The organism is Bartonella gabonensis (genome assembly GCF_903679515.1).
In the GTDB taxonomy this organism is placed as follows: domain Bacteria; phylum Pseudomonadota; class Alphaproteobacteria; order Rhizobiales; family Rhizobiaceae; genus Bartonella; species Bartonella gabonensis.
The window spans coordinates 1-17209 of record NZ_CAHOYM010000008.1 but is presented as its reverse complement, the minus strand read 5'-3'; the positions used below and the strand labels follow the sequence as shown (position 1 = coordinate 17209).

General features: G+C 41.9%; 17 protein-coding genes and 1 pseudogene. 2 read left to right on the top strand and 16 right to left on the bottom strand.

Annotation, left to right across the window (positions count from 1 at the left end):
* Positions 1-39: 39 nt before the first annotated feature.
* Together ygfZ and HWX04_RS02915 are read left to right on the top strand one after the other, a co-directional pair.
* The gene (gene ygfZ / locus HWX04_RS02920; protein ID WP_175868732.1) at positions 40-912 is read left to right on the top strand and encodes a CAF17-like 4Fe-4S cluster assembly/insertion protein YgfZ; all 873 of its coding nucleotides are present in this window, start codon (positions 40-42) and stop codon (positions 910-912) included.
* Positions 905-1522, top strand: a complete 618-nt coding sequence (locus HWX04_RS02915) for a YfbR-like 5'-deoxynucleotidase (protein ID WP_175868731.1) — start codon at positions 905-907, stop codon at positions 1520-1522. The genes ygfZ and HWX04_RS02915 overlap by 8 nt, the downstream gene beginning before the upstream one ends.
* A 468-nt stretch (positions 1523-1990) precedes the next feature.
* On the opposite strand, the gene HWX04_RS02910 is transcribed toward HWX04_RS02915, so the two are convergent.
* From HWX04_RS02910 to HWX04_RS02835, 16 genes and pseudogenes are all read right to left on the bottom strand, one after another.
* On the bottom strand, positions 1991-2359 hold the full coding sequence (locus HWX04_RS02910) for a helix-turn-helix domain-containing protein (protein ID WP_175868730.1): 369 nt from the start codon (positions 2357-2359) through the stop codon (positions 1991-1993).
* A 91-nt stretch (positions 2360-2450) separates the two neighbouring features.
* On the bottom strand, positions 2451-2882 hold the full coding sequence (locus HWX04_RS02905; RefSeq protein ID WP_175868729.1) for a hypothetical protein: 432 nt from the start codon (positions 2880-2882) through the stop codon (positions 2451-2453).
* Positions 2883-2891: 9 nt separating this feature from the next.
* Positions 2892-3122 carry a hypothetical protein gene (locus HWX04_RS02900; RefSeq protein WP_175868728.1) on the bottom strand — a complete coding sequence of 77 codons (231 nt, stop codon included), beginning with the start codon at positions 3120-3122 and terminating at the stop codon, positions 2892-2894.
* Positions 3123-3162: 40 nt separating this feature from the next.
* The gene (gene bgtA, locus HWX04_RS02895) at positions 3163-3825 is read right to left on the bottom strand and encodes a gene transfer agent endolysin BgtA (RefSeq protein ID WP_175868727.1); all 663 of its coding nucleotides are present in this window, start codon (positions 3823-3825) and stop codon (positions 3163-3165) included.
* 64 nt (positions 3826-3889) lie between these two features.
* Complete coding sequence (locus HWX04_RS02890; protein ID WP_175868726.1) at positions 3890-4219, bottom strand: hypothetical protein; 330 nt, start codon at positions 4217-4219, stop codon at positions 3890-3892.
* A gap of 9 nt (positions 4220-4228) precedes the next feature.
* Entirely contained in the window at positions 4229-7975 is a 3747-nt protein-coding gene (locus tag HWX04_RS02885; protein WP_175868725.1) for an alanine-zipper protein, read from the bottom strand.
* On the bottom strand, positions 7956-8231 hold the full coding sequence (locus HWX04_RS02880) for a hypothetical protein (RefSeq protein ID WP_175868724.1): 276 nt from the start codon (positions 8229-8231) through the stop codon (positions 7956-7958). Before HWX04_RS02880 ends, HWX04_RS02885 begins: the two co-directional genes overlap by 20 nt.
* 9 nt (positions 8232-8240) lie before the next feature.
* A complete protein-coding gene (bgtC, locus tag HWX04_RS02875) occupies positions 8241-9359 on the bottom strand; it encodes a gene transfer agent tail collar protein BgtC (RefSeq protein ID WP_175868723.1) in 1119 nt (372 codons plus the stop codon).
* A 7-nt stretch (positions 9360-9366) separates the two neighbouring features.
* The gene (bgtC, locus tag HWX04_RS02870) at positions 9367-10380 is read right to left on the bottom strand and encodes a gene transfer agent tail collar protein BgtC (protein WP_175868722.1); all 1014 of its coding nucleotides are present in this window, start codon (positions 10378-10380) and stop codon (positions 9367-9369) included.
* Positions 10381-10389: 9 nt separating this feature from the next.
* Positions 10390-11391 carry a gene transfer agent tail collar protein BgtC gene (bgtC, locus tag HWX04_RS02865; RefSeq protein ID WP_175868721.1) on the bottom strand — a complete coding sequence of 334 codons (1002 nt, stop codon included), beginning with the start codon at positions 11389-11391 and terminating at the stop codon, positions 10390-10392.
* 8 nt (positions 11392-11399) lie between these two features.
* Positions 11400-12035 (bottom strand): transglycosylase SLT domain-containing protein, encoded by a 636-nt coding sequence (locus HWX04_RS02860; protein ID WP_175868720.1) that lies wholly within the window; start codon positions 12033-12035, stop codon positions 11400-11402.
* Complete coding sequence (locus tag HWX04_RS02855) at positions 12032-14209, bottom strand: hypothetical protein (protein ID WP_246257365.1); 2178 nt, start codon at positions 14207-14209, stop codon at positions 12032-12034. The genes HWX04_RS02860 and HWX04_RS02855 overlap by 4 nt, the downstream gene beginning before the upstream one ends.
* On the bottom strand, positions 14206-15429 hold the full coding sequence (locus HWX04_RS02850; protein ID WP_175868719.1) for a hypothetical protein: 1224 nt from the start codon (positions 15427-15429) through the stop codon (positions 14206-14208). The genes HWX04_RS02855 and HWX04_RS02850 overlap by 4 nt, the downstream gene beginning before the upstream one ends.
* A gap of 31 nt (positions 15430-15460) precedes the next feature.
* Entirely contained in the window at positions 15461-16312 is an 852-nt protein-coding gene (gene bgtD, locus HWX04_RS02845) for a BaGTA-type gene transfer agent maturation protease BgtD (RefSeq protein WP_175868718.1), read from the bottom strand.
* A gap of 1 nt (position 16313) precedes the next feature.
* Positions 16314-16739 carry a hypothetical protein gene (locus HWX04_RS02840; protein WP_175868717.1) on the bottom strand — a complete coding sequence of 142 codons (426 nt, stop codon included), beginning with the start codon at positions 16737-16739 and terminating at the stop codon, positions 16314-16316.
* Positions 16739-17209, bottom strand: a pseudogene (locus HWX04_RS02835) (hypothetical protein); the annotation flags it as partial. The gene HWX04_RS02840 and the pseudogene HWX04_RS02835, both read right to left, overlap by 1 nt.

The window sequence follows — 17209 nt, the reverse complement described above, 5'->3', positions numbered from 1 at the left end:
CTTATCGATTATGTAACTTTGAGCAGAAAGGCAAGAACCATGATTGAAAAACAAAATGCCATTTGCTTAAAAAACCGTAGAATTATTCAAATTACAGGCGAAGAAGCAACAGATTTTCTACAATCCCTGATCACAACAGATGTAAAAAAAATCAGTCCCCAAGAAATTTTCCCTGGCGCCCTCTTATCCCCACAAGGAAAGGTCCTTGCTGATTTTCTTATCGGTAAAAAAGATGATGGTTATTTTATTGATATTGGAATGTCTTTGGCCGATACACTCTACAAGCGCTTGTTGCTCTATAAACTGCGTAAAAAAGTAGAAATTACACAACCATTACAAGAGCTTGTTACAGTTTTTTGGACCAATGAATCAGATACTTTAAATTTTTATTCAAATTTTGTTGATAAGCGCTTCCCACAACAAGAAAAAATAACACGAATCTATGGCAAAGTTCCTTTTTGGACTTCAGAAGATTACGACACATGGAATCAATTGCGTATTCGTTATGCAATTGCGGAAAGTGATCACGACTATGAAGTCGGCAAAGTCTTTCCTCATGATATTAATTACGATCAAATCAGTGGACTTGCATTCAATAAAGGGTGTTATATTGGACAAGAAATTGTTTCACGAATGCACCACCGACGTGCAGCACGTCGCCGTCTTTTAATTGTAAAAAGCCAGTGTAATCTTCCTCCTCAATCGAGTATTGAAGCAGGAACAAAAGTATTTGGGCATTTGGGAACATGTGTTGCAAATGAAGCTCTTGCTTTAATGCGTCTTGACCACGTCAAAGATGCTATGGATCATAATATTCCCTTTACTGTAAAAAACATTCCTGTCACCATACATATTGCTGAAAATATGAATTTTACCTTTTCTGAAAATACGATAGAAAATACGCATGGCTAAAGCTGAATTATTAAAAAGTGGAGAAGCACGCGCTTGGCAAAGAATGCTCTCTGGACGCAGACTTGATCTTCTCAATCCTTCTCCTTTTGATATTGAAATTGAAGATATTGCCCATGGACTTGCTCGCGTGGCACGTTGGAATGGTCAAACACAAGGAGAGCATGCCTATTCTGTTGCACAACATTCACTTTTGGTCGAACAAATATTTCAAAAACTTTTTCCACAGTCGCCGCATCATGAATGTCTCTGTGCTCTCCTTCATGATGCACCAGAATATGTCATCGGCGATATCATTTCACCCTTTAAAGCTGTCATAGGAAAACAATATGAACGTATTGAAAAGCGCATCCAAGATGCGATCCACATGCGCTTTTCTCTGCCCGTTGATCTTTCTCAAAAACTTTTTAAAAAAATTAAACAAGCCGACCGTATTGCTGCATATCATGAAGCGATCTCGCTTGCTGGATTTAATACAGAAGAAGCCCTTCGTTATTTTGGCTCTCCCAATAATCTTTCACCCGATGATCTGAATTTACACCCCTCCTCTACCCAACAAATTGAAAACGCATTTTTAACGCGTTTTAATGACTTGGATGCCCAAAGTTTATAAACTCTTCGCATTGTTGATTTCTTTTCATGATAGAATCATCACATTGATTTATAATAATAATTTGTTGTTTTTCATGTTGAAGGAGAGATCCAAATATCGTAGTATTTTCTCATTTCAAATCTGTTGATATTGAATCAATCAAAATCGTTTGCTGGCACGTCATCAACGGGGAGAATGGTGTACGATACAAGAGGACTAAAAACACCTCTTATGAACTATCTCAAGTGGCAAGCGCTGGTCGGCAACATTGGAAGTTAGCAAAATGTATGATGGTACCCGCTTGCTTTTTTATGCAGCGTAAAGAGGTAGTCTTTATAAATTTTATACACTTCCTAGAATCTTTCCCGTTATACCATTCACGGATAAAGTGTAAGTTTTATATAAAAATAACTTACTGTATTTATAAATCTTTTTTACAGTAAGGGATTTCCGAATAAAMGTARGGGRATAGGATTTTGCAATATGCCTCTATAGGACGCTTCTTTTTTTATCGAATTTCTCTAACAATTTTTTAAATCTTGTTAAGTCCTGTGGTGAAAAATTTTCTAAGTTCTTAACGAACGTACCAATAGTTTCATGTTGCAATGAATTAGAAGATTTCATTGTAAAATTCTTACGACAAACATCAGCTTCCTTTCTTAACAAAGAAGCTGTCTCTTGATCTAAGGCATACAGCTCTATAATCTTGTCTTCCATACCAATGGGTACGGATTTTTTGCCAATCTCAACTGAAGATAAAAATGCTACAGATATACCTAATTTATCAGCCATATCTAAGAGACGTTCTGAGTGATCAACGCGAAGTTTACGTAAGATTTTACCAAAAGATGTAAGCATATAAAAAGTCCTGTTAGAGAAGAAACATTCCTTCTGATTCTAACAAATCTTTTCAAAAATTTCTTCAATTATTGCGAATCAAAACTCCTTTTTAACGAGAGAATTGGATAATTTTAGAATGAAAAATCTTACGGTATTTCTTGTTTCCTAAATGAAGTGGAAAACTAAAACCGTTTACTTTTGCTACGAAATAAAAATCGTCAAAGCTACCAGAACTATAGCATCTTGCAATATAGCAATCATCAAAATCTTCCTTGAAGAAATCAGACAAATAATAACTAATCAACGCAATACGTTGTTCAATCACGTCATTATCAGAAAAATCAATCACATCCTTCTGAAAACTAATATCTGGATTTTTTACTTTATTTTTTTTACGAGAATGATAGCTAGCTATGAGAAGATTATTAAAAATTTTTTGCCATTGACGATTCATTGTTGATGTTAAGAGGCAATCTTGTTCTAAACTGGCATCTCCATTATGAGTTTTTAAAAATCTAATTCTATGCGGTATATCAAACATAGATTGTCTCTAACTCTTGGTTATCCATTTTTTTAAATGTGAGAAGCTATTTCCTAGCGCGTCCATGAAACGGGAAAAATCCATGACAAACATAAAAACAATGAAGGCTAACCACTTCATGATGCGTGACATCATCTTTAAGCCTTGATAGGTTTCTATCATCTCATGAAGCAGCCGTTGCTCTGTTTCTGAGAGATCTCGTTCCTTCTTACTTTCCTTGCACCTCATTTTGCCAACCACATAAGCGTGCTCCCTGTTGTTAAAGCTTTTGATCAAAACATCACAAGCGCTGTTCCTTAAACCGCTTGGCGACAATCACTAGTCCTGTACACGCGGCTAAAACCATAATCCCTGCTAATGCCCATTGAATCGGTCCATTGCCGACCAAAAAACCGCCAAATCCAGAACAAGACCCGATAATCGGCGCTAACGCCTCTATCTTTAAAAGACCCGTTGCCTCCTTCGTTTCTACCCGTTGATAATTTGAAGCAATGTAAGACCCTTTTGCCCACAAACCGGCTTCTGCGGCGCGACGATTGGATAATCCCACAAGAGGCTTACCCCCCACTTTATTCCATTTCTGTAGTTCACTTGGAACGCATTCATAATCCCCTTGATTAAGCTTCTTCAACAATGTTGACTTACAAAAAGCTTTCGTTCCTACGTTATAACAAAATGATACCAATGCCGCGAATTGACTATTCGTTAACGAAACAGTAACGGATTCCTCTACCGTCTTCTCAAATTGCTTTAAGTCTTCACGAAGAATTTCTTCTGCTTGCTCTTGTGTGATACGCATGCCTTTTTTTACAAGCGGTTGACCTGCGTTGCTGGTGTGACCATAACCAATCGTCCAGATACATGCCGTATCTCTATAAGCCTCTAAACGTAAACCTTCCCATTGTTTAATCAGCTCTAGTCCTTCTTGGGATATCTTTCTCATCTCAATCCTCCATAAAAAAAGCCCCACAAACGCGGGGCTGGATAAAACTCTTTTTTTATGATCTCTATTGGCTATGCTCTTTGATCAACTGCTCGACTTCTTCAACGCTAAAGCCAAGTTGAAAAAGCGGGGCATATTCGCTTTCCTGTAATTCATACTGACAACGCTTTTCTACAAAATCTCCATTTGAATCAAATGGTATATTTGATGTTATAAAAACCTTATGCGTATCATCTTCTAACCCCTCTTCTCCTTCACTAAGCTCTTTAACAAACACCCAATAAAAACGCGTTGATAAAAGCATCTCTAGCCTTCTTACCGTTTCTGCCTTATCAAATTCAAGCATATTCAGATAATCTTCTTTGCTATTTAAATGCTCTGGATATTCTATCATCTCTCCCTCCTAAGAAAAATGACGCGTATGGCTACAACCACGCGCCGCAACTTGTTCATTTCTACCATTTATACCCATGGTTGTTCGATAAAAATGCCCATTCTGCACTGTATTGCTCCAGCTGCCGCCCCCTATCAATGCTCTCATTTCAAACGTATTTTGCACACCGCTTATTGCTGGTACAGGAAACATTCCTGATAAATATTGCCAAACATAACCGCAACCATCCTCACAACCGATATACGAAATCATTCGACGATTTGCCGTATCCTTATATCCCCCTGAAGTCTTAGGAAAGGGTGCCTTCTTACCGACAATACTTGTCTTCTCATTACTTCCATACATCGCAGAAGCAAACGCTTCATCACTCAGTAAAGATTTTTTAACACGTGCCATATCTGTTGCATGTTCGGTATAACTACGGTGTGTTGTTATATTGGTACGATAGACCGATTTTGTATTTGCACCCGTGCCTGATTGAAGATAAATATCAACCCAAAGATCTGTAGAGGGGTCGTAGACCATTCCTTCTGGTGAACTATGCGGGCGGTGATTGAGACACCAAACTGAATTGGGTAAGATATCCCCAGCCCTATAACCAGATAAGGGGTGTCCGTAAATCGTACCAACATCCGCACAAAGCGTATGAAACCCTCCTATCTTGCGCGAATTATTAACTGTATAACCCCTTGGATAGGTAGAGTTTTCTGATACAACAAATTTATGAGACTGCCTTCCTTCTGATACCAAATAAAGATAATAATCCTTGCCCGCCGAAAGAGGCTGAACGTTTATTATTTTATCTACCGTATTATTTGCAACCAAAATATCATTGTCTAATGCCAAGGTTATACACGTTCCTTTTTTCACGGTTAATTGCGCTTTGCTTGTCGCAACAAGAAACGGAGTGAAAGTTGACAAAACCGTTAAATTAGACTGTTTCAGAAAAGTGTTTACCTTTTCTGCTAGCGCTTTTGCTGCTGTTGCTGTTGTTTGAGCTGCTGTCGCTGTTGCTAGAGAACTCTTGATACCACCAAACTCTTGCTTCGTCGTATCGGCTGTTGCTTTGGCTTGATCCGCAACCTTCTTCGCCTCTCCGGCTACTGTCTCTAACTGTTGGACCTTCTTCTGGGCGTCCTCTGCCAAATTCTTAGCTGTTTCTGAAACTTGTTTGGCTGTTTGCAAACCAGACTCTATTGTTAATGCCTTTGCCTTAAATGAAATAACATCTGCCGTCGCTTTCCTTGCGGATGTTTTCGCATCGCTAACCTCTCTTAGTGCTTGCTCTGCTGTCTTTTGCGCTTCTGTAGATGCCGTTGTCGCTTGTTTATCGGCTTGTAATGCCTGATCTGCGGCGGCTTTCGCTTCAGAAGCTACGCGAGATGCTTCTTTTGCTTCTTGTTGCGCCTCTTCCGCTTTCGCCTTTGCACCATCTGCTGTACTTTTTGCCTCCTCTGCTAAACCCTTCGCTTCCGATGCGGTTTGAGATGCTTGTTCGGCTGTCGTTTTCGCAGTCTCTGCCGTACCCTTGGCTTCTCTTGCTTCTGTTAAAGCTGTCTCTACGGATGTTTCTACTTGTGATACTGTTTTTGTGAGTTCTGTAACTGAAGCTGTTGTACGTTCCGATAAACCTTTCGATTCTTCGGCAATAACCTTGGCTGCATCCGCTGTTTCTTTCGCAACATCCGCCTTACTCCCTGCTTCTGTCGCTATGGTCTGAACTTCCTGAAACGTCGCTACCGCAGTCGCTACTGCTTGCGTTGTTTCTGTGGCTGTCTGTAAAGCTTCATTCGCAACGGCTTCTACGCTTTCGGCTTTAGCCTTTGCTTTTTCTGCTGCCTCTTGTGAGCTTGATGCCAACTGTTGTGCCTTTTCGGCTTCTGACTTTGCCTCTCCAGACTTCCTTAACGCTTCTGTGGTTTGTTGGCTTATCTCATCACCTGTCTGCTTCGCTGTAGTGGCTCTCGATAATGCCCGTTCCGCAATTCCTTTTACTTCTTCAAGGCTTTTATTCGATTCATCAAAAGCTGCCTTGTTTTCCTGAACAAGGTTCTTTGCCTCTTCGGCTTCAGCCTTTGCTTCTCCAGCAATCCTCTTGGTATCATTGGCTGTGTTAGACGCCGTATCCGCCGTTGTTTTCGCTGTATTTGCTTCTCTTAACGCTTGTTCTGATGTCTTTTGCGCCTCTGTAGATGCCGTCGTCGCTTGTTCTGCTAAACTTTTAGCCGTTTCAGAAATCCCCTTCGCATCGCTTGCTTCTGTAAGCGCATTACTAGAGGCATTTTTGGCTTCTGTTGCCAATTGCTTGGATTCTTCACAAATTCTCTTACTTTCTTGTGAAACTCTCTCTGCTTCTTCAGCTTTCTTTTGAACGGCTTCGACCAAACTCTTGGTGCTTTCATTGCCTTCACGAACCGCTTGCCTATCGGCTTGTAATGCCTGATCTGCGGCGGCTTTCGCTTCAGAAGCTACGCGAGATGCTTCTTTTGCTTCTTGTTGCGCCTCTTCCGCTTTCGCCTTTGCACCATCTGCTGTACTTTTTGCTTCTAACGCTGTCGCCTTCGCATGACTTGCCTCGTCTTTTGCTTCTTCTGATAAACTTTTAGCTATAGAGGCGCTTTGGCTTGCCTCATCACTCGTGGCTTTCGCTGCATTGGCTACAACTTCTAAACCTTCTGATTTCGACTGCGCATCTTTCGACGCGGTCAATGCCTCCTCTGCTATACCCTTGGCTGCTCTTGCTTCTGTTAAAGCTGTCTCTACGGATGTTTCTACTTGTGATGCCGTTTTGGTGAGTTCTGTAACTGAAGCTGTTGTACGTTCCGATAAACCTTTTGCCTCTTCCGCAAGTCCCTTGGCTGCATCCGCAATATTCTTCGCTTGTTCCGCCATCTCTTTCGCAGTATCTGCTGTCTGTTTGCCTTCTCTGACCTCTGTCAAAGCTGTCTCTACTGACTTTTCTACTTGGGATACTGTTTTCGTGAGTTCTGTAACTGAAGCCGTCGCGCCTTCCGATAACTCTTTTGCCTCTTTTGCCATATCTTTGGCATCATCAGCTATCTGTTGGGCTCCATCCGCCTTACTACTTGCTTCTGTCGCTATGGTCTTTACTTCATGACACGTTGCTACTGCTGTCGCAGATACTTGGGTCGTCTCTGTTGCCGTCTGTGAAGCTTCTCTGGCTGTTTGTTCTGCACGTTCAGCAATGGACTTCGATTCATCAGCTAACCTCTTAGCTTCTGTTGAGACATGGACTGCACTATCACTTGCCTGCTTGACCTCTGCAAAACTTTCCAATGCCGTCGCTAAAGAACCTTTCGTTGCGCCTACTTCTCCTGTAGCTTTATCGACGGCGGATTTGATCTCTTCTGCCATGTGCTTCGCAGCATCAGAAGCATTCTTGGCTTCTTCGGCTAAGCCCTTGGCGCTATCCGCTGTTTCTTTCGCACCATTGGCGGTTGTCGTTATTGCTGTAACCGCTTCACCCGTTTTCGTGACCTCTGTAAGCGCTTGCTCCGATACCCTCTTGGCTTCTTCGGCAACCTGTTGCGCTCCATTTGCACGCGCCATGGCTTTTTCAGCCTCTTGCCTTGTATTCACAACCTGTTCTAACGGGGCAAAAGTTTCATAAGAATACAAAGAAGCTGTTCCTAACAACTTGGGAACAACGACACTATCTTGAGAACGACCCTCTAGCATCTCTTCTCGGGTGGCTACCGGTATCAAATATTCATGACTATGATCGGGTATCTTCATCTGCTTTCGTCCTTACATCATTATGAATAACTTCATCCAAAGAACACTCTTTCAATTCTTCAAAATCTTCGCTTAAGGCTTCCAAGCGCTGCTCTATATCTTTCAGTGAACCATCAAACTCTGCTTTCAAGGCTGTTTTCATCAAATCCAAAACCCCATTAAGCGGCGCGTGCACTAAACCTCCCCCAGAATACAAAACGACCCGTACTTGAGACGGGTCGCTAAGCTCTGATATCGCAAACGGTTTTAAGGTCATTTTAACTCCTCATGTCTTAATCCCATAAACAACACTCACATTAACGGGGCGCGTTTCAATACCACCAACCCTTTCTGCCATAAGGTGATGTTCATGGTGATCCCTGTCGTGTATCCCTTCTTTTAGCGGTATCGAATAATATAAAAAGTTGGCAAAAGGGCTTCGGATAAACCAAGGTAAACGGGGTGGTTTATCTTTATCGGTAAACCAAAAGGGAACCTCTGGTTGTGGACTGCCGGCTATTTCGTCAAAGGCTTCATTGCACCTTTGCAACGCATCACCACTCAGCCCTAAACACTCTTCGTCCACTGATCTCTTTCGCCTTGGTAAAGAAACATCCCGTTTCTTGCGTGAAGAACTCTCATCAGTAGCGCTTGAACCGACAAAATGTTCATGGGCTTTCAAAGAACATGCTTGCTGGCTTGCAAAAGAACGCCAAGGGTCTAGACCACGTTCATGGTCCAATCCCCTTAAAAACATCCCCCGAAAATCCGGAACATTAAACGTCGCAACGCCATCCCCATCGCCCCATATCGTTCCTATCGCATCAAACAACGCTCTATAAGTACTTCGCGAATAAGCCTGCCCATCACAAAGCAACCAGCCATCCGGTAAGCGTTCCATCGCAAAAGGACCTATCAAACCAGACGGTAAGCGTTTTAAGAAAGAAACTTTCTCTCTTGTTGGATTGAGAATTTGCCAACCGGTTATCTCTTCATCATACACAAGCGTATAAAGACAGCCCTCTTGTATCTCACCTCCCGATAAGGCTAATAAACCCGTTTCTGTTGCCTTATAAACCGGCTTGCCGGATAAATTATTCAAAGAAATCGTGGTTGCCCCTACATTCTTACCCTTCGCTTTAAAACAGATCGATATCCCATTCTTATACGCTAAAAATCTCGATTGGCTTTGAAGATATATCGCACTCGTCTTTTGTTTATGATTAACCGTAACAATCCCTTCACTCACTCCTCCCGTATCCGATAAATACTCACTGACCCTTTGCATCATAAAGCGCGCGCTATTATTAACCGTGTTAGGATGCTGTCCTTCTGACCAATGAATAAGATTATCCGCACCACCATTCTCAGATGCCGTTAAAGACCAATCATAAATCGTTGACATTTTGACCTCACGTCTTAATCCCAAACACAACACTCATATTAATCGGGCGTGTCTCACTTACCCCTGAACTTGCCCAAACAACATCACGCATATGAAGATGAGAATGGGGAAAGGCAAGCGTATGATGCACCCGTATATCCTTTGCCTGCACATCCAAACGTTCAGCAAGCTTTTCCCTTTGCTGGTCATTCAGCATATACCCCCAGATAACCATCATATTTCCATACCAACTCTCTTCTTCATTGGCATCATTCAAAATCGTAACAGAGTGACCGCCATGATCATGCTTTCTCATCGCATCATGCTGTAATGTGCCAAGATAACGCCAACGGTCTATTTCACGGTCATCATCAACACCCCGTAAAAAAACACCTCGCAAATCGGGAACATTAAACTTCGTCCAACTATCACTACCGCCCCACCTCGTCCCTATCGCTTCATAAAGAGCTGGATAATCCGTACGTAAATAAGCCGCCCCATCGCAGGGTAACCAGCCTTCTGGAAAAAACTGCATTCCAAAAATCCCTATCGTACCCGTAGGATAAACTGAAATCATCGGTTCTTGTAATAAAGGCAAAGGGGTAGGATTTAAAATATGCCAACCATTATCCCTATAAACCAAGCAATAAATGCACCCCTTTTGTATCTCGCCTCCTATCAAAGCACTGATACCTAATTCCGTTGCCTTATAAACCGGCTTACCCGCTAAATCATTCAAGGCAATCGTGGTCGCCCCTACATTCTTACCCTTCGCTTTAAAACAGACCGATATCCCATTCTCATAGCCTAAAAACTGAGAAGAACTTTGAAGTCTTATCAACGTTGTCTGTTGTTCCCCGTCAACCGTAAAGCTATTTTCAATCAGACCACTCGTATCCGATAAATATTCCTTCACGCGTTGCATCATCACACGCGCGCTGTTATTGATACTGCTTGGACGTTGTCCTTGTGTCCAATCAATCAAATCATCACAATAGGCATTCTCAGAGGCTCTCAAAGACCAATCATAGATCGTCGACATCTTAAAACCTCATGTCTTAATCGCATAAAGAACAGATACATTCACTGGACGCGTCTCACCTTCACCAGAGTTTCTCAAGTCAACCTCTCCGCTTTCATCAAGAGTATAAGGACTTGCAATATAGCTTCCTAAATTCTCACGCTCTATGCCCATAAAACTCGCTAGAGAACTTCCTCCAAACAACCCTAGACGATACCCCAACACATCCGTCGTATTCCCATCCCAAAAGTCTTCATTGCTGGTAAAATGGGGAAAGGAAAGATTTTGCCCCTCATGTTGATGTGACTCGATTAAATCTTTTTGTACACTTGCAAAAGAACGCCCCTCATCAATATGACGCCCCCCATCAACACCCCGTAAAAACAGCCCCCGAAAATCCGGAACATTGAACGTCGTAACACTATTCCCTTCTCCCCAAACCGTCCCTATCGCAGAAAACAAATCACTATAATCAGTCCGCGAATAAGCCTTCCCATCGCAGATTAACCAATCCTTTGGAATGTTTCGCATCGCAAACGTTCCTATGAAACCAGTAGGATAAAGACTGCTTTCTTCTTCTAAAGGGATAGAGGTAGGATTAACAAGATGCCAATGATCTCCATGATAAACCAATGTATAAATGCATCCCTGCTGGATTTCTCCACCCGATAAAGGACCAACCCCTAAGGCGGTCGCTTTATAAACAGACTTGCCCTCTAAAGCATTCAGAAAAACCCTCGTCGCTCCAATATTCTTATCCATCGCAACAAAACGCAAAACGATACCATTCTTGTATTCTAAAAATTGCGATTGGCTTTCAAGACGTATCGTACTCGTTTGTTGGGTATGATCATTCGTCACAATCCCTTTAAGCGTTCCACCCGTATCTAACAAATATTCCTTGATACGCTGCATCATCACACGGGCGCTGTTATTAACTGTGCTAGGGTGCTGCCCTTCTGACCAATCAATCAAATCATCCGCACGCGTATTATCCGACGCTCTTAGCGACCAATCATATATCGTTGACATGGGTTATCCTAAATTCCGTAAAAAGCCCGCATCAATTGCGTCATCAAAGGATTATCATCTTCACGCTCTTCTTCTTCTGAAGGCTCTTCTTGTGACACTAATAATGCCCGTAAAACCTCTAGCAAGTTCTCTCTATTGCCAATGCCCCCACGGGCGATAGGGCTTGCTCTATAAGGCTGTCCACCATACATTTGAAAAACACGATTAACAAAATCACTTGCGCGCATTGCGTTATTACCTGCATTCAAACCAACCGCATTGCTGCCAACCAATTGTGCTGCATTGGCATGGGGATTTTGTAAAAGCCGCGCGGCTCCTCCTGCCCCTTGTTGATGTGCTAAATACAATTCTGCTTCTGTTGGCGCTCTTCCCAAGACACGGCTTAAATGGTTGCGATTATCAAGCGTCAACCGCCCCATGGCATCAGCTGCTTGCATGGGGTCAAAACGGTCTTGCAAACCATATTGTTTAGCGGTGCTGTCTATAAACTGATACAACCCACCCGCAGAAGAGCGTGGATTCCTTGCATTCGGATTACCGCCACTTTCCACTTGCGCAACGCGGTATAAATAGCTTTCCGGCAAGCCATAACGCGCTGCTGCCTGTCTTATCGCTTGATCAACTGAAGGACTATAACGGGTCATCGGTTAAACATTCTCACAACTTCGTTTCCACTTAATCTAGCCAAAGCAGCAAACCGTTTTTTCACCCACTCTTTCGTAACATATCCCTTATGATGCGCTTTCACCATACCTTGAATGAGCTCTACAATTTTCTCATTTGAAATATCTGACCCCCCTGTTAACAACTTGACAACATCCTTTTCAATTCGTTGACGCTCTCTAAACGCCGCTTCCTTGAAAGGAAGCCAAGAAGCTTTTACCGCTGCTTTACCCGCTTGCATAACCGCATCACCTTTACCCGTTGGCATACTGACATTATGCGTAAAAGAGATATCTTTATTCGCTCTACGATTTGGTATTCTGTTATAAAAATCTGCATAATTAGCTTCTCTATCCACAACACTCTTAACAGCAGAAACTTTATCGGCGCCATAAACCTTTGCAAACCTATCATACAGATCATCCGTACTAAAAAACTCCTTTGCTTTAGAGACTTGATCTTCTGTTTGCCCCATGCCCTTGAGAAGTTCTCCCCTTGAGCCCTTTTTAAAGTATTCTTGTTGTGCTTCTGGTAATTCATCAAAAATTTTACTAAATTGATCCTTATTAATCGACTTGCTAAGGATTTTTGAACCTTCACGCATAGCGTCTACACGGGAACTATATTGATGAAATAATTCACGCGCTTTATTATATTTAGGCGATATATCATCCATAATCTCTAATAACTTTTTCTGAATGCCAACTAAGCTATGAACTTTGCTATTATCTCCTTTTCTCTTTTCTGTCCTTATCATAAAATCAATAGCCTCCTTAGTCTTATGGAGAACCCCCATGTTTGGTTTCTCTTTAAGGAGACTAAATTTTTGAGAAGAGAACGGACTGGCTTTATTGCCATCACTAATGAACCCTTTTAGCCCTTTATTATAAGCTTGTTTGAAGTATGGACGCTCCATTAATTCGTTAAGAGCGCCATAATATTTTTCTCCTATCGGCGTCTTCTTGGCTATTTCGTAAAGATCATGGGATGCTGCTTTCCTACTCGCAATAAGATCATCTTTTAAACCTGTAACATTTTGACGAGGAACAAAGTATTGATCTGCCGCCTGATGAATACGTTCCCCTCCTCCAAGAGCTCTTTGAGAAGCCCTTTTGGTCAAATCAAGATAAGCCCCTTGATTTTTTTGCGCGATATCAAAAACAAGATCTTGTAAAAAAGGACTATGATCGGCTACATAATCGGTATCAACAGCTTTACTGCCAAAAGATTTTCCAAGAGCTTCAGAGGACTCATTACCTAAATGTTTACTGATTGCTCTTAATGTTGCTTTTTCAACACCTTCCTTATGAGAAGGTGTAAAAACTCTTCGTATTCCACCAACCGTAGAACCAGCCAAATGACCTAAAGCACTTCCAACCCCTGCCCCTACTACTCCTAAACCTCCTCCAAATCCCGTAGTTGCAAGCGTATTCCAAAATCCTTCCCCTTCACCTGCACCATGTAATGCACTAGATGCCGCACCTACTTTAGCCAAATGAGGAAACGTTGTTTTTGTCGTGATACCTAAAAAAGGGCTTACAAGTTTGCTTGCACGTGACTGACCTGCCTTCAAAAAAGATTGACCTAATTTAGATCCAAGAAGTCCTAATCTTGCCGCCCCTCCTATGCCTAAAGTCGCAAGAGAAGGAATTGCCGCCCCTAAAGCATTTCCTAAAAACGACGTCCAATAATGCTGATCACTCATCCTACGGTAATAATCACGCAGTTTATTGGCTTCTTGCTCATACTTTTCTTCGTATTGCTTATCTCCAGACAACCAATATCTGAACATCCCCTTTGCAAAAGCCTTTAGCGCATTCTCATCCTCATGATCTCGTCCAGCCGCTATAATTCCTGCAACTTCATCATCTAAATTAAAACTAAGCCCGTGTTTTAAAGAGTTCCTAAACGCTTCTCCTTGCGTGATTTCGGGATGTTCTGCTTCTTCTTCATAAGAATGGTTGTTATAGTCTGATATAGAACCCAAATTGATGAAATTCGGACCAAGCTCTGATGGATATTGTCGATTAGCCGCATATTCTGAAACAGAACCAAGGTTGATAAAATTTGGACCAAGTTCTGATATTTTTTTACCTTGCTTGTTCGTAGAACCTAATGCACGATCAACTACAAGAGAATTCTTATTATTAATCATTGAGCCCTCGTATAAAAATGATTATTGTAAATGAATTTAACTCCTACTGGCATTTTATTAGCTTCTTCTATGCTACTTATCGTTGGCAAGTTTGCACTGCCTCCTTGTGATATTGTCTGAACCTCATTATTTTTACCTAATAAAAAAGTTTTTGCTTCAGGGGATAATTTTTCAAGAACATCTTTTATTTGAGACAGACTTCGCGCAAATAGTTCTACATTCATATCAATACTTAGTGCACCTAAAGAATCCTTTAGCATGTCAAGATCTTTGTCACTGACATTTCCAAGTCCTAACCCTCCTGTCCTTGATAAGCTTTTCAGTTCGTCTATACGATTACTTGCTATATGGCTCCTAAGCGCTTGCACAACTCTATCTGCACCGCGTGCTTCCGTTCCGGGAATCCAGCTTTTAAGCCAAGCAATGAGACCAGTTGAATAAGTACCATGTTTCTTCATGTACTCATCAAGATATCCAATATCATTAAATAAAACAGTGTCGCGTACTATATTCTTCTCATGGAGTTTTTTTGCACGCTCAGCTTCCTCATATGTTTTACTACCCTTGATAAGCTTTGCTTCCAATTCTCCAGTCTCAGGATTGGTAATAAACTGATAATCAGCAGAAAGTTTAGGTTTATCACCACCTGTTAGCAGCGCACTAAGCATTTGCGGATTACGTGCCATGACCGCAGCTTCTTCTTCGCTGTAGCCTTTGGACTTTAGATACTCGACGGTTTGGTTAACCTGCCCTCTTTGTTTATCCCCTTGATGCACGTTTTTCAGACCCTTGGCAAAAAGTTGCCATCCAGATGAATCTGGACTCGCTGTCATTGCTCCTAAAAGAAAGTCATCAATTTTCTTACTAGCATCAGACTGTGAAAAACGAGAAAGTTTATCCCAAAAACTAGGTTCTGGTTCAGGACGCTGTTCTTGGGGTATCACTGATGCTGTTGGAATAGATGCACTAGGTGAAATTTTTTCTCTTGGAACTGGAGTGGTTTTATTCTCAATAGGGGGAATAGAGCCTATTGGAGGAGGAGAAAAGGACGCCAGATCATATAGATTGTTCATAGGAATCATACTAGGCATAGCTGGTACTTGTGGAATAAATGATGCTTTGGGGTCCGGTCTTTTATTCTGCATTTCTTCCCGCAATAACCCTATTTTCGTTTTTTGCGGGTTAAATGCGAAACGTTTATATCTCGGGTCAAAATCCATAAAAACCATTATATTACCTCTTTAAAACTGTTTATTTTCCAGCAGGCTTTCCTATCATTTCCGCTGCCTGCTTTGCTCCATAAATCGCCGTCGCTAAATTCTGCCAAGGATTATTGCCTTGCATCTCATAACCGGTCATATTATTCATCGTCGTTCCGTAATTTCTTGCAAAGCCATGACCGGCGTTCATCAACATGTTCAGTCTGTTCCAACCGCTGTTGTCTTGCTCCAGCCAACGTTCTCTATTGGCATCGACAAGCCGTTGATTATAGTCATTAAGAACTGATGAACCCTGCAACATATTGGAATAAGCATTATTGTAAGCGGGGAATAAGTTACCTACCATGCCTACCCGATACTTATTAAAGTCACCTAGTAAGGCATTAGCTTGTAGCATGTCCTGCTTATTCTGACGGTAATGATTAATCCTAGCACTTTTAGACAATGCATCAAGTTCACGCGCCAACACTTTCATATGCGCACCAGATCCATAACCACCAGAACCTGCAAAATAGCTGTTAATTGTATCTGTCACATCCTCTTTAGACTTTTGAAGGACATCTTCAAAATCTTGATCATATCCCCCTTTATAACTAGAAGCCAATTCACCTATATTTCTTTCTGCCTGCATAGGCATATTCATCAAATGATTCATATAATTTTGGTACTGATGTGGAACACTTCCAAGACCACCTATAGCTTGATAAGTTGGTGCACTTAACGGCGCAACGCGCGGTCCACCGTAAACATTACCACCCATCCCTGTGTTATACATTTGATAAGCATCCGCACCACCACGCTTAAAGACATTCTCCATCCAAGAAGGCGGGGCGCTTGTTTGTACCTGCTTCTGTTCTGTCGTTGTCGGTGTTTTGCTCCCCATGTTATAATTCCTTCCTGTAATAAAGCATCGTTATGCCGTAACCTTGCTTGTCTAAGGCGCGCTTCCAACCAAGACGCCCTAAAATTTCTATCTCAAAAGCGCCATTCTCACGCGCCCAATCCTCTACAACTTTTAAATTGTCAATCTGATCAAGAACACCCTTGCCACTACATTCACAAATCAAGGCGCGCTTCTTGCCCAAAACTGTCTCTTGTATCTGGGTCGTAAAAGCCGCTAAAAATCGCTCGTCATCATCCAAAACAAGCCACAACTGTTTCTTGCCCGTGCAAATAGCTTCAATGAGATTTTGCAACGTAACTTCATGTTTGAAACGCTCTACATACGCACTCAATGACGCAAATATCTCTTCAAAATACGGGGCTATGCGCTCCATATCCCAAGAACTGGTCAAATAGACTTTTGCCATTACCCTCTACCGAAAGGACGTAAATCAACGTTAAAGCCCGTAATCATTGTCCAATGTTCATGTTCTGGAATACGCAATTTAAATAGGTGATAACGATTGCGCGAACGCCCTTGATAAGCACCTGTAACGTAAGAACACACCCTCTCCTTGTGCCATGTGATCGGTGTCTGACCATTGCGAAGTCGACGTTCCCCTATGCTTAAAAGACCTTGCGTCGTATCAATCTCTGCAAACATCTTCGTGATAAAGCTAAAACTTCCATCTGGTGCCCCCATCTCTTGCGAAACAACCGTTGCCTCCATTGGGGCTCCTGTAAACACAACAAGATGATTTTGATCGTTAAAACCACCAAGGATAGGCGCTCCACTTTGCCAACGAGGGCTGTCTAAAGAAGCCGGTAAAGACTCAAGATTGATCGAAATCTCATCTAATTGTTCTAATGTATAACCTGTCGTAAAGCTGTCGTAAAG